Origin of the sequence: Parabacteroides sp. AF17-28 (genome assembly GCF_003479205.1) — a bacterium.
In the GTDB taxonomy this organism is placed as follows: domain Bacteria; phylum Bacteroidota; class Bacteroidia; order Bacteroidales; family Tannerellaceae; genus Parabacteroides; species Parabacteroides acidifaciens.
In genome coordinates, this window is record NZ_QUGV01000004.1 from 193,623 (window position 1) to 206,557 (window position 12,935).

Consider the following 12,935-nt stretch of genomic DNA (forward strand, 5'->3'; position numbering starts at 1 on the left):
AAGAAAATAAGTCTGCGTTCCTCTGCGTAATCTGCGCCCGTCTGCGTCCGGTAAATACGAGCAAACGCACCCATAAATCATCATTTGCAATCGTATATTACAATCCGAACGCCGGCACCAAATCATCCAGCTGCTTGTCGGTCATGCCGGCGGGTTCGTATCCGGCCATGCGGGCGCTGAAATAAATCTGGGCGGATTTGCTCAGGGTGTCGATTGCGTCGAAACATTCGATCAGGTCTTCGCCCACCGCCAGGATTCCGTGTTTTTCCCAGAATACGACATCGTGTTTTTCCAACTGCTTGATAGTGGCACGCGCCAGGTCCAGTGTCCCCGGGATTTCGTACGGAACGATACCCACGCCTTTCGGAACGATGATACGGCATTCCGGAATCATGCTCCATAAAGTACGGGTGATCTTTTCCGAATCGAGGAACGGCTTGCAATGTGTCATGCCGATCAGGTCGGTCGGGTGCGTATGCAAAACGACTTTATTGTTACGTCTCAATCCACGCAGATAATTGTGCATCATCAGGTGGGAAGGCAGTTCGGAAGTCGGCAAGACCAACTGTTCGGCAATTATATCGTAGCTTTTCCCATCTTTAGCGATACGGATCAGGGAACCGTTGGCAAACGGGTCTTGCGCCACATAGCGCATCCGCTTTCCGGTTCCGGTGACATAGAAAATATCCCCTCCAAGAGCCGTCATCGCCTCTTGCAAAGGAATAGCCGGGCCTAATGCTGGCAGCGCTTTTTCGACATCGCTCATCAGGTCGGTCAAATTAACAGAGATGTTACCACCGTTGCGTTCCGCCCATCCTTTTGTCCAGAGATAGCCGGCAACTTCGGCGATACGGCCGATTTCGGCCATTAATTGTTCATTGTTTCTGATTCTTTCCATTTTACTTATTTGTACATTAATCAAACCAAATTAGGCAGCAAGAGCGAGAATATCAGGAGACACATACCGCAGATCAAAACGATGATCGTCTGCCGGCTCACTCCCTTCCATTCTTTCAGGATAATCCCCCAGACATTGCTGAAGATCACATTCAACGACATCAGGATGCTCCATGAAAAAGCTAACATCACCGGAGAATCGGCGAAATAGCTCTTTCCCATCCCCAACCCGAAGAATTGTGAATACCATAAAACCCCTGCCAACGCGCAAAATAAGACATTATTCAGCAAAGTACCACCCGATACCGAGAAATAATCTTTCCCTGTCTTATTCCGTATATTCTGAAATATGCAGTAAGAAGCATTCGTCAGAAAGCCTCCGATCGTCACCAACAGGATAACCGGGTTCAATGCGAACAGTTCGCTTGCGCCCGACTGCTTAGCCTTTTCAAGAATCGGAGCGCCGGATTCCAGCCCCAAATTGAAACAGGCGCTCATCACACCCGCCAACAGAGCGACCAGCAACCCTTTTGTCAGGGCAAAGTCTTTCACAGCCGCCTTCTTTTCCTCTTCCGTCATATTACGGGCACGAAGACTCCCGGCATATCCGATCACGGCAATACCGGCAAGCGTGATACACACGCCGATCAACAGGATCAACCCGTCGCCATGAAAGAGGTCCGTTCCCCCGAACACCGCCGGGAAAAGGGTACCGAAGCCGGCACAGGTGCCAAGCGCGATACTCTGACCGAGCGCAACACCCAAATAGCGCATACTAAGCCCGAAAGTCAGACCGCCTATCCCCCACAGGACACCGTAGATGACAGCTCCCGTAGCCCCGCCTGCATTCCACAGTTCGGCAAGGCTGCTCCCGTCGGGAATGGCAAGCTGCGCACCTAAGAACGGGAAAACGAGCCAGGCAAAGATACCCTGCACCAGCCAGAAGCTTTCCCAACTCCAGTCCTTAACCTTATTGATCGGGACGTACGAGCTGCTCTGCCCGAAACTCCCGATCGCTATAATGATTAAACCGATGATTATTTCCATAAATAATAATTTTTCAATGTGCTAATTTGCCAATAGAGGCACATTTAGCGAAGCGCCACATTGGCATATTGGCACATTATTAACGTTTGCTTGTGACTTCAGCCTCGTACTTCTCGATTTCAGCGATGTAATCTTCGCCTACAGGGACATCGTTTTGCAGGCAGAACATATCCCAAACGGCTGTCCAGGGCAGGCTCTTCAGCTCTTCCTGCAAAGCTAAGCGCTGGAAGTATTTGCCTTCGGCCTCGTACTGCTGCAGAGTGGCGGACGGCTCCAAAAGCGCCTGCATAAAGGCTTTCTGTGTAGCACGGCAACCGATCACATAGGCACCGATACGATTGATCGTCGCATCGAAGTAGTCCAACCCGATATGCACACGGTCCAGCGCCTCGCAGCGGATAATCTCGCGTGCCAGGTCGAGCAGGTCGTCGCTCAGGATCACAACGTGGTCACTGTCCCAACGAACCGGACGGCTCACGTGCAGCATGATCTCCGGCGTAAAGAGAAGAAGCGCGGAAACCTTGTCTGCGATGCTTTCCGTCAAATGGAAATGCCCCGTATCGAGCGTCACGATCTTATTCTTCTTCGCACCGTAGCCCAAATAGAAATCGTATGAACCGACGGTATAGCTTTCCAGACCGATACCGAACAGCTTGGCTTCGATACAGTCTTTCATATTGGCATACTTCGTAGCAAAAATCTCATCTAAAGATTGTTCCAATATCTGGCGGTATTTCAAGCGGTTGGCAGGGACTTCCTTGCTTCCGTCGTGAATCCAGAGGTTCATGATACAGGGATCATCCTGGTATTTACCCATCTCTTCACTGATCCAGCGGCAACGTTTCGTATGCTCGATCCAGAAGTTACGGATATCGTCGTCCGGGCTTGCCAGCGTCAGGTCGCCACTCTTCGGATGCGAGAAAGAGGTACTGTTGAAATCCAACTTCATCCCGTTTTCCTTCGCCCACTGCATCCAGCTTTCGAAATGGACAGGCTCCACTTCATCACGATCGACCTTCTTACCCTGGAAGTCGCCATATATTTCATGCAGGTTCAACCGGTGCCGGCCGGCGATCAGCGACGCCGCTTTCAATACGTCGGCACGTACTTCCTCGATCGTGCGGGCACGGCCGGGATAATTACCCGTTACCTGGATACCGCCTGTCAGCGAACCGCCCTGGTTCTCGAAACCGCTCACGTCGTCCGCCTGCCAGCAATGCATCGAAAGGGAAATCTTCTGCAATTTGTCCATTGCGTCTTTTACATCTACTCCAACTGCTGCATACCGTTCGGCAGCCGCATCATACGCTTGTTTGATAATGTTTTCTTTTGTCATGGCCTTATTTTTATGAGGTTACAGATTTATATTTCCTGAAAGCCTCTTCCCACTCGCCGCTGCCTTCCGGCTGGAAGACGGACGGTGAGAGGAAAGAGTTGATCATACGGCGCATCTCCCAACGGTCGGCCACCAGTCCGGCCGCCCTCGCCTGCACCATACAGTTGCCGATCGCCGTCGCCTCCGAAGGCCCTGCCACGACCGGCATATTAATTACATTCGCCGTAAATTGGTTGAGAAGATTATTCATCGAACCTCCGCCGATCACGTGCAATTTGCGGATCGGGAAAGGTGCTATTTCCGATAACAATGTCAGGACTTCCTTGTAACGGAACGCTAAGCTCTCGAAGATGCAGCGGATAAACTCGTCATCTTCGGCAGGCACCGGCTGCCCCGTTTCACGGCAGTATCCGGCAATCGCTTCCGTCATGCTTGCCGGGTTGGCAAAGCGCGGATCATCGGGATTCACAAAACTACGGAAAGGGGTCGCCCGTTCCGCCATCTTGACAATCGCCGGATAGGAATAATCGCGTCCGGCCTTCTCCCACTCTTTCCGGCATTGTTCGAGCAGCCACATTCCGGTGATATTCTTCAGAAAACGGGTTGTCCCGTCTATGCCGCCTTCGTTTGTGAAATTATGGCGGAAAGATTCTTCCGTGATAATCGGCTCTTCCGTCTCGATCCCCATCAGGCTCCAGGTTCCGCTACTCAGGTAGGCGAACTCTTTATCCTCGGCGGGGACGGCGGCAACGGCCGAAGCCGTATCATGTCCGGCAACCGCCACAACGGGCACCTTGCCTATCCCGGTTTCTTTAGCGAGCGCATCGGTCAGCTCTCCCACTAATGTACCCGGCATCACCACCTCCCGCATAAGGGAAGGCGAAACACCTGCTGCCTCCAACAAGGAAGCCTCGAACTTCTTCGTCACCGGATTCAATATCTGGGAAGTGGACGCATCCGTATATTCACATACCTTTTTGCCCGTCAACAGATAGGACAGCAGGTCGGGCATGAACAGAATCTCTTCGGCAGCCTCCAACGGGCCGAATCCTTCCTGCCCCGCGCGGAACAGTTGGAACAGGCTATTGAAGTTCATGATCTGGATACCAGTCAACCGGTACACTTCCGAGCGGGGAACGCGCTGGAAATACGCTTCCGGCGCCCCGTCCGTATAGGGATCGCGGTAAGCGCGCGGCAAGCCCAGCAAAGAACCGTCTTTTGCCAGATAACCGAAGTCTACGCCCCAGGTATCGATCCCGATCGAATCGGGAACAATCTGCCGGCGCGCACAAACCATAAGGCTTTCTTTCAAAGCATCATATAGCTGATATATGTTCCAGTAATATTTTCCGTGCAATTCCATGATTGCATTGGGGAAGCGGTGGAGTTCCTGCATTTCAAATTTGCCACCTGCCAGAGTGCCTAAAACGGCACGTCCGCTGGTTGCTCCAATATCGAAGGCTAAAAAGTTATATTTCTTCATGGTACAACAAAGTTCTTTATTTTATAATGACAAAAGTAATGGGTAAATGATTACCTTTGCTTTTGAAAATGATTTTAAACCTTTCAAATCTGACAGATGCGATGGAGAAACAAATTAGCGATCAATTAAGATATCTGGCGATAAGTGCGATGGATGAAGAATGGGGAATTGTCGTCACCACCGTCGGCTACCAGTTCATCCCTCCCAAAGGGAACTATCCTCTTTCCAAACACCCGGACAATTACAATTTCAAACCGCAGACCGGGCGCATCCTGAACGAGTACCAGCTGGTTTATATCACAAAGGGAAGCGGCTACTTCTCGTCCCAATCCTGCAAGGAGCAGAAGATCAGCGCCGGCACCATGATCCTGCTTTTCCCCGGCGAATGGCACAGTTACTATCCGGACAGCGAAACCGGCTGGGACGAATACTGGGTCGGTTTCCGGGGCATGCATATCGACAGGCGTGTGGAAAAACGTTTCTTTACCCGCGAAGAGCCGTTGCAGCATATCGGGCTGAGTGCGACCATTGTCGGGTTGTATGAAGATATCCTGAAGTTCGCCTCGCAGGAAAAGACCGGCTATCAGGAGATGATCTCGAGTATCGTGCTCCACATAATGGGGACGGTTTATTATAAAAGGCGGAACAACTCCTTTACCAATACATATGTGGTAGATAAAATCAACGAAGCCCGCATCCTGATGAAAGAAATGGTGGAAAACCCGCTGACACCGGAGGAAATCGCTTCCCAGTTAGGGCTTGGTTACTCCTGGTTCCGCCGTATGTTCAAAGAATACACGGGTGTCTCGCCCGCCCAGTACCAGTTACAGCAAAAGCTGCTGAAAGCGAAAGAGCTGCTGACCGGCAGCAGCCTGAACATCTCGGAAATAGCCTACAGCCTCAAATTCGAGAATGCCGGACAGTTCTCCACCTTCTTCAAAAAGAAAGAAGGCGTCACCCCCTCGGAGTTCCGGGAACGGGCACATTAAACGCCCGCTCCCGTCCGAAAAAAAACGGGACCTATAACATTCCCTTCGTGCTCGGGAGCTCATATTTATAGATATCGCGACGGATAGCCATTTTAATGGAGCGTGCCAGGGCTTTGAAGATTCCTTCTATCTTGTGGTGCTCATTGGCGCCTTCCGCTTTGATGTTCAGATTCATGCGGGCGGCATCACTGAGGCTTTTGAAGAAGTGGAGAAACATTTCGGTCGGCATATCCCCCACCTTCTCACGATGGAACTCGGCATCCCAGATGAGCCAGGGACGTCCCCCGAAATCGAGCGCCACACTGCACAGGCAGTCGTCCATCGGCAGGCAATAGCCATACCGTTCGATCCCCCGCTTGTCACCTAAGGCCTTCAGCAAAGCCTCTCCGAGCGCGATGGCCGTGTCTTCTATCGTATGATGTTCGTCCACCTCCAGGTCTCCTTTCACCTTAACGGTCAGGTCTATGCCGGAATGCTTGCCGATCTGGTCGAGCATGTGGTCGAAGAAGCCGAGACCGGTTGCAATCTCCGTCGCACCACGTCCGTCCAGGTTCACTTCCACATAGATATCCGTCTCCCTCGTCGTACGCTGGACTACGGCACGCCGTTCGCCGGCAAAAAGGTATTCGGTCACCCGGTCCCAGTCATCCGTAACCAGAACGGGGGAAATAGCGGGATTGGCGGTCAATAGTTGGCGGGCTTCGTCGTCATCGGCACGCAGCCAGATACCTTTAGCGCCCAGATTGACGGCCAACTGCATATCCGTCAGGCGGTCACCGATCACATAGCTGTTTGCCAGATCATATTCGCCGGACAGATACTTGCCCATCATTCCCGTACGGGGCTTGCGATTCGGCGAATTGTCTTCCGGAAAAGAACGATCGATCAGGATATCGTCGAAGCAGATGCCTTCGCCTTCAAGCGTTTTCAGCATCTTGTCGTGCGCCGGCCAGAACGTTTCTTCCGGAAAGGAAGCCGTTCCCAACCCATCCTGGTTCGTCACCATCACAAACTCGAAGTCCAACTGCTTCCGGATAAAATAGAGATTGCGAAAGACCTTCGGATAAAACTCCAACTTCTCCAAGCTATCTAACTGATAGTCCACAGGCGGCTCTATCACTAACGTGCCGTCACGGTCTATAAATAAAGCTCTTTTCATGCTTACATCTTTTTAAGGGCGTCCAGCAGGGCGTCGTTCTCGCCCGGTTTACCGACCGTGATGCGGAGGCAACCGTTGCACATCGTCACGTTCGTCCTGTTACGCACAATAATTCCATATTTCACCAGATTCTTATAGATCGTGTCCGCATTGGTCACTTCGACCAGGATGAAGTTTGCATCCGTAGGATAGACTTTAAGGACGCAGTTCAGCTCCGGCAATGCAGCCAGCAGACGGATACGTTCGGAAAGGATCGAACGAAGCTGGTTCTCCATGCGTTCCCGGTTTTCCAGCACATAGAGGGCGCGTTCCTGTGTCAGCAGGTTCACATTGTACGGATATTTGATCTTATTGAGAATCGCGATGATCTCGGGAGAGGCAAACGCCATTCCCAGGCGGATTCCGGCTGCTCCCCAGGCTTTCGACATGGTTTGCAGGACAATCAGGTTCGGGAACTTCTCCAACTCGGCAAGAAAAGAGGGTTCGATAGAGAAATCGACATACGCCTCGTCTATTACGACAATCCCCTGGAAAGTCTCCAATACCTTATAAAGCCGGTCGCGGCTCAGGTTGTTTCCCGTCGGGTTGTTCGGGGAACAGAGGAAGATCACCTTCACCCAATCGTTCGCCGCTTTCAGAAGGTTGTCCGTATCCAGATCGAACTTATCATCCAGCTTAACCTTCCGGAACTCTACGTTATTGACATTGGCCGCCACTTCATACATGCCGTAAGAGGGGTCTATGCTGACAATGCTGTCGATAGACGGCTCGCAGAAAGCACGGATGATCAGGTCGATCGGTTCGTCGCTGCCATTCCCCAAAAAGATCGATTCGCGGTTCACGCCTTTGATCTCCGCAATCTTCTTCTTCAGCTCCCATTGCATCGGGTCGGGATAGCGGTTGTACGGCCTGTTGAACGGATTCTCGTTCGCATCCAGGAAAACAGAGGCATTGCCCTGAAACTCATCACGTGCGGATGAATAGGGTTTCATGTTCCAGACGTTGGGTCTGACTAAGTCTTTTAAGTCTTTCATAATGTGTTCAATCTGATTGTTACTGCATTTCTGTGCGCCTCCAACTGTTCGTTGGCGGCCATTGTTTGGATCGTCCCTCCCAACTGCCGGATGCCGTCTGCCGTGATTTCCTGGAAGGTGATCTTCTTGATGAAGCTGTCCAGGTTGACACCGCTGTACGCCTTGGCATATCCGTTGGTCGGAAGCGTGTGGTTGGTTCCGGAAGCATAGTCGCCTGCGCTTTCCGGTGTGTAGGGGCCCATAAAGACACTGCCTGCGTTCTCGATCTGTCCGGCGATAGCGGCATAATCGACGGTCTGGATAATCAGGTGTTCCGGTGCATACAGGTTCGTGAAGTCGATCACTTCCTGCCGGTCCTTCAGCACGATGATACGGCTGTGGCTAAGGGACTTTTCCGTTATCTCCTTGCGGGGAAGGCGGTCCAGTTGCTCCTCGATGGCCTGCATGACACCTTCGACAATACCTTCGGAAGCTGTTACCAGCATGGCCTGGCTGTCTACGCCGTGTTCCGCCTGTGACAGGAAATCGGCTGCGATAAAGGCGGGGTTGGCCGATTCGTCGGCAATCACCTCCACTTCCGAAGGGCCGGCAGGCATATCGATCGCCACCTCTTTCAGGCTGACCAACTGCTTGGCTGCCGTCACATACTGGTTTCCGGGACCGAATATCTTATACACTTTCGGCACTGACTGCGTACCGTAGGCCATCGCCGCTATCGCCTGGATGCCTCCTGCCTTGAATATTTTGCTGACACCGGCCACCTTCGCGGCAAACAGGATGGCGGGATGTACCTTCCCGTCCTTGCCCGGAGGCGTACAAAGTACGATTTCCCTGCAACCGGCGATACGTGCCGGAACTGCTAACATCAGGACCGTTGAGAACAGCGGCGCCGTCCCTCCCGGAATATACAGCCCGACCTTCTCGATGGCGACCGCCTTCTGCCAGCAGGTGACACCCGGCGCCGTCTCCACTTTCTTACCGATGAAGCGCTGTGAAGCATGGAAGGTTTCTATGTTTTCCTTTGCCCGGCGGATAGCCTGTTTCAGGTCTTCGGCCACCAGGTCTTCGGCTTCGAGCAATTCCTGCTCCGACACCCGGAGGGATCGGAAGGTCAAAGGGTCTATCTTGTCGAACTTCTCTTCATACCGAATAACGGCTGCATCCCCTTCCCGGCGCACTTCATCCAACACCGTACGGACGGTGTCGAACAGAGCCGTCACATCCATAGCCGGCCGCTGGGCCAACGAAGCCCATTCTTCTCTTGACGGATATTTGATTACTTCCATGGCTTAGAGGATCATCTTTTCAATCGGTATGACTAATATGCCTTCGGCTCCCAATGACTTCAGCTTGCCGATGATTTCCCAGAAATGTTTCTCGGCGATCACGGACTGGACGGATACCCAGTTCTCGTCGGCAAGCGGCGTGATGGTCGGGCTCTTCATCCCCGGCAATACTTCGATGATCTCCTGCATCTTGTCTTTCGGGGCGTTCAGTAAGACGTATTTCTTACCTTCCGCCACCTGGATGGCTTCGAAGCGGAACAACAATTCATCCAGAATCGCCTGCTTTTCTTCGGACAGGTTGTTGTTGGCGATCAACAGGGCTTCGCTCTGCATGATCACTTCCACCTCTTTGAGCTGGTTGCTTACCAGCGTACTGCCGGAGCTGACGATATCGAAAATAGCGTCAGCCAGGCCGATACCCGGTGCGATCTCCACCGAACCGCTGATGACGTGCAAGTCTGCCTTCACCCCCTTTTCTGTCAGGTAAGCCTTCAGTATTTCGGGATACGAGGTGGCAATGGTCTTGCCCTCGAACCACTCCACGCCCTGATAGTCTTCATCCTTCGGGATCGCGAGCGAAAGGCGGCATTTACTGAATCCGAGGCGTTTGATCAACTTGGCTTCCTGCCCTTTCTCCACATACTCGTTTTCACCGACGATACCGATGTCGGACACGCCGTTTGCCACTGACTGGGGAATGTCGTCGTCGCGCAGGAACAGCACTTCCACCGGAAAACCTTTTGCCGACAACAGCAAAATGCGTTTTCCCCTGTTCAGTTTAATACCGGCTTCTTCCAACAGAAGCATTGTTTCATCGTAAAGACGACCTTTCGATTGTACTGCAATTCGTAACATGTTTATTTCGTTTATATATTATTGTCCGTTTCCAAAAACAAAATAAGGCTTACCGCATAACGGCAAGCCTTACTTATTTATCTTATATGTTTCTACATACCAAACAGCCCACCGAACTATTGCCCGTTGTAATGATGATGATGGTGATGCAGAACTGTTCTTTTCATTTGTTATTATTTTTACGTTGCAAAGTTACAATAATAATTGAAATAGCAAATAAAACTTACAAAAGATTACCCAAACAGGCCGTTTTTTCTACTTAATCGTGCAAACGGTACAGATGGTCCGCCTGTTGCCTGATTTTATTCGCGAGCAGAACCGGATAATCGGGATGGGCGGCAAAGAAGTCGTCCACCTCCTTCCGTGCTTCGGCCGAGGTATGTCCGCCAAGCAACGCGCTCGCCCAGTTGCGCGGGAAGAAAATATCGCCTGTTCGCTGTATCTCCTGCATCGCTTCGAGAGCGGGACGGATATACGCGACCGCTTCCTGCTGGCGCAGCGGACTGTTCAGGTTGGCTAAGGCAGCCGATGCCCACGGTTCGACACGGCGGTTTTCGGCGACAAGCAGGGAGGCAAACACGCTGTCGCGCACCTCCTTCCTCGGCGAGACAGAGGGCGAGATAAAGGCATACTGCCGCCGACGGTCCGGATTCGTGATGCGCGATTGCTGGGTAGCGACAATCTCGTCCGCCTTCTCCGGCATCAGCAGGGCCAACTGGTAGGAAAGGCCGATATAGTCGTTCTCGCTTAACGGACAGGCGGCCGGTGCTTTCCGGTCCTGCCAGAGTGCATACAAACGGTCGACGGCTTCCGGTGAACGGGCGATGGAGCGATACTGGCGGAATGCCTGCAAACGGTACTGGGGTTGTTCCGCCGTCGTCACGATCCGCCAAAGTACTTGTTCCAGTTTCTCCGGAGCGGACGGATACAGGCGTTGGCAGTTGCCGATATATCCCAAAGCGGCAGAGAACAACAAGCTGTTCTTCTCTCCCGGCAGGTAATCCAGCATGGCATCCATATAGCGGCCGGCGGGGATCGTCCGGTTCAACAGGTTCTCATATAAGGTAATCAACAGGGAACCGCGCAGCACTTCATCCGGGTGAGTCTTCAAGACGGACATCAGGCCGTCGAGCTCCTCCTCTTCCACACGGAAGAAACCGTAGCCCGTACCGTCGGCATTCGGAACCCAAACGGAACCGGCAGTATAAACAACTGATTGATCAGGGCTGTTCTTTTGCGGCCCCGCGTCAAGCGCGGGGACAAGGTTTTTTGAGACATTCCCATCGGATCCTAATGAAACGGATACCCTGTCCGTACGACTATCGGTAATAACAGCGTACGTCACCACCTGCGGCCAGCGCAATCCCCGTCCCCAGGGATCGGACTGGGTGACGATCAGGCTGTCTCCTTTCACCTCCGAACGGATTTCCGGCATGCCTTTCTCGTTTATCCAGACATGGCTCCAGGCTTTCAGGTCGCGGTCCGTATAGTTGTCCAGGATGGAGATCAGGCCGTCCCAGGTCGCATTGCCGTAGGCGTAGGTCTTCAGATATTCCTGTATGCCTTTCCGAAAGGTATCCTTTCCCATCATGCGGATCAGCATTGCCATGACGACGGGGGATTTATCGTAAATGATATTGCCGTACATCAGCCCGGCGTCGCGCATATTCGCCAAATCCTGCTTGACGGGGTTCGCCCCTGCCGTACGGTCTTCCGAGTAAGCGCCCGGAATATAATCGAGCATGAAATTGAGGGAATGGTTCACGTCGGGGAACAACGGCTCGACCATCTGTGAGGCATAGTAGTTGGCAAACACCTCCTTTGTCCAGACGTCATTGAACCACTCCATCGTGACGAAGTCTCCGAACCACATGTGTGAAGTCTCGTGTGCGATCAGGGCACTGCGCGAGAGGCGTTCGTTCAACGTCGGGTTCTCATTCAGGAACATGCGCCCATCCGTATAGAGGGTAGCTCCCGTATGTTCCATGCCGCCGAACTGGAAGCCTGGAAGGATAATCAGGTCGTATTTGGCGAAGGGATACGGGATGCCGGTATAGTTTTCCTGCCATTCAAGCGCGTCGAAGACTTCGGAGGCGATCTCCGGACACTGTGCCGCTTTCTTCGGATCAGTCTCACGGTGATAGATCGAGATATGCCGTCCGTCGCGCGAAAAGGTTTCCCGTGTCAGCTTCCCGGCTACAAAAGAGAAGAGATAGGTGCTGAGCGGCTCCGTCTCCCGGAAAAGAATCCGGCGGCGTCCGGCTATGGTCATCGAGTCGACCTGTTCGACCGCCCCATTGGCGACAGCCTGCCAAGCGGCGGGAACTTCCAAGGACAGGGTGAAGAGCGACTTCATATCCGGCTGGTCAAAACAGGGGAACAGCGTGCGGGCACGGTCGGGCACGAGCAAGGTGTACAGAAACTCGTCCCGCCGGTTGAGCGACTGGTCGTTTGCCGTAAATTCGATTGCGACACGGTTCTCACCTGCCGCCACCTCTCCGGCTTCGATCACGATATGTTCGTCTTTCACCGTATAAGGAGTTTGCTTGCCGTTCAGCAAGACAGATGCCACCTGCGCCGGTTCCCCACGAAAGTCTATGATAAGCGGTTGCTTTTCCCGGAGAGAAAGCGCGATCTCCGCTTTGCCGGTAACGGCTTCCCCACGGGATTCGGGGATCGAAATGAAGAGATGATAGCGGACATCCCCGAAATGTTCTTTCCTGTACTGCGCCAACTCACGGCTGACACCCGGTTGCAACAGCACGGCATCCGGTGCGGGGCTTCCGCAAGCCGTCAATAAACCGATAGCAACCACACCTAATAACTGTTTTATGTTCTTTGTCTTCATA

Annotated in this window: 10 protein-coding genes; 1 reads left to right on the forward strand and 9 read right to left on the reverse strand. The window is 52.7% G+C overall.

Going from position 1 to position 12,935, the window contains the following annotated elements; all coding sequences use genetic code 11:
- Window positions 1–97: 97 nt before the first annotated feature.
- The 4 genes from rhaD to DWW90_RS04385 form a co-directional block, all read right to left on the reverse strand.
- Entirely contained in the window at window positions 98–898 is an 801-nt protein-coding gene (gene rhaD / locus DWW90_RS04370) for a rhamnulose-1-phosphate aldolase (RefSeq protein WP_122344135.1), read from the reverse strand.
- 20 nt (window positions 899–918) lie between these two features.
- Window positions 919–1,944 carry an L-rhamnose/proton symporter RhaT gene (gene rhaT / locus DWW90_RS04375; protein ID WP_115497789.1) on the reverse strand — a complete coding sequence of 342 codons (1,026 nt, stop codon included), beginning with the start codon at window positions 1,942–1,944 and terminating at the stop codon, window positions 919–921.
- Window positions 1,945–2,023: 79 nt separating this feature from the next.
- Window positions 2,024–3,280, reverse strand: coding sequence for an L-rhamnose isomerase (locus DWW90_RS04380; protein ID WP_122332674.1), 1,257 nt, complete (start codon window positions 3,278–3,280; stop codon window positions 2,024–2,026).
- A 10-nt stretch (window positions 3,281–3,290) separates the two neighbouring features.
- Window positions 3,291–4,763: a rhamnulokinase family protein gene (locus DWW90_RS04385; protein WP_122344136.1), complete on the reverse strand. Its 1,473-nt coding sequence runs from the start codon at window positions 4,761–4,763 to the stop codon at window positions 3,291–3,293.
- A 101-nt stretch (window positions 4,764–4,864) separates the two neighbouring features.
- Between DWW90_RS04385 and DWW90_RS04390 the strand changes: the two genes are divergently transcribed.
- Window positions 4,865–5,752, forward strand: coding sequence for an AraC family transcriptional regulator (locus DWW90_RS04390; protein ID WP_115497815.1), 888 nt, complete (start codon window positions 4,865–4,867; stop codon window positions 5,750–5,752).
- 31 nt (window positions 5,753–5,783) lie between these two features.
- Here the strand turns inward: DWW90_RS04390 and hisB are convergent, their stop codons facing one another.
- From hisB to DWW90_RS04415, 5 genes are all read right to left on the reverse strand, one after another.
- A complete protein-coding gene (hisB, locus tag DWW90_RS04395; protein ID WP_122344137.1) occupies window positions 5,784–6,911 on the reverse strand; it encodes a bifunctional histidinol-phosphatase/imidazoleglycerol-phosphate dehydratase HisB in 1,128 nt (375 codons plus the stop codon).
- Window positions 6,912–6,913: 2 nt separating this feature from the next.
- Window positions 6,914–7,945 (reverse strand): histidinol-phosphate transaminase, encoded by a 1,032-nt coding sequence (hisC, locus tag DWW90_RS04400; protein ID WP_122344138.1) that lies wholly within the window; start codon window positions 7,943–7,945, stop codon window positions 6,914–6,916.
- Window positions 7,942–9,231, reverse strand: a complete 1,290-nt coding sequence (gene hisD / locus DWW90_RS04405; protein WP_122344139.1) for a histidinol dehydrogenase — start codon at window positions 9,229–9,231, stop codon at window positions 7,942–7,944. Before hisD ends, hisC begins: the two co-directional genes overlap by 4 nt.
- Before the next feature lie 3 nt (window positions 9,232–9,234).
- A complete protein-coding gene (gene hisG, locus DWW90_RS04410; protein WP_122332677.1) occupies window positions 9,235–10,086 on the reverse strand; it encodes an ATP phosphoribosyltransferase in 852 nt (283 codons plus the stop codon).
- A 259-nt stretch (window positions 10,087–10,345) separates the two neighbouring features.
- Entirely contained in the window at window positions 10,346–12,934 is a 2,589-nt protein-coding gene (locus DWW90_RS04415) for a M1 family aminopeptidase (protein WP_122344140.1), read from the reverse strand.
- Window position 12,935 lies beyond the last annotated feature (1 nt).

Coding starts and splice junctions, on each gene's coding strand:
- hisC (WP_122344138.1), bottom strand. CDS start 7,945: ATGAAAGACTTAAAAGACTTAGTCAGACCCAACGTCTGGAACATGAAA.
- hisG (WP_122332677.1), bottom strand. CDS start 10,086: ATGTTACGAATTGCAGTACAATCGAAAGGTCGTCTTTACGATGAAACA.
- DWW90_RS04415 (WP_122344140.1), bottom strand. CDS start 12,934: ATGAAGACAAAGAACATAAAACAGTTATTAGGTGTGGTTGCTATCGGT.
- hisD (WP_122344139.1), bottom strand. CDS start 9,231: ATGGAAGTAATCAAATATCCGTCAAGAGAAGAATGGGCTTCGTTGGCC.
- DWW90_RS04385 (WP_122344136.1), bottom strand. CDS start 4,763: ATGAAGAAATATAACTTTTTAGCCTTCGATATTGGAGCAACCAGCGGA.
- hisB (WP_122344137.1), bottom strand. CDS start 6,911: ATGAAAAGAGCTTTATTTATAGACCGTGACGGCACGTTAGTGATAGAG.
- DWW90_RS04380 (WP_122332674.1), bottom strand. CDS start 3,280: ATGACAAAAGAAAACATTATCAAACAAGCGTATGATGCGGCTGCCGAA.
- rhaD (WP_122344135.1), bottom strand. CDS start 898: ATGGAAAGAATCAGAAACAATGAACAATTAATGGCCGAAATCGGCCGT.
- DWW90_RS04390 (WP_115497815.1), top strand. CDS start 4,865: ATGGAGAAACAAATTAGCGATCAATTAAGATATCTGGCGATAAGTGCG.
- rhaT (WP_115497789.1), bottom strand. CDS start 1,944: ATGGAAATAATCATCGGTTTAATCATTATAGCGATCGGGAGTTTCGGG.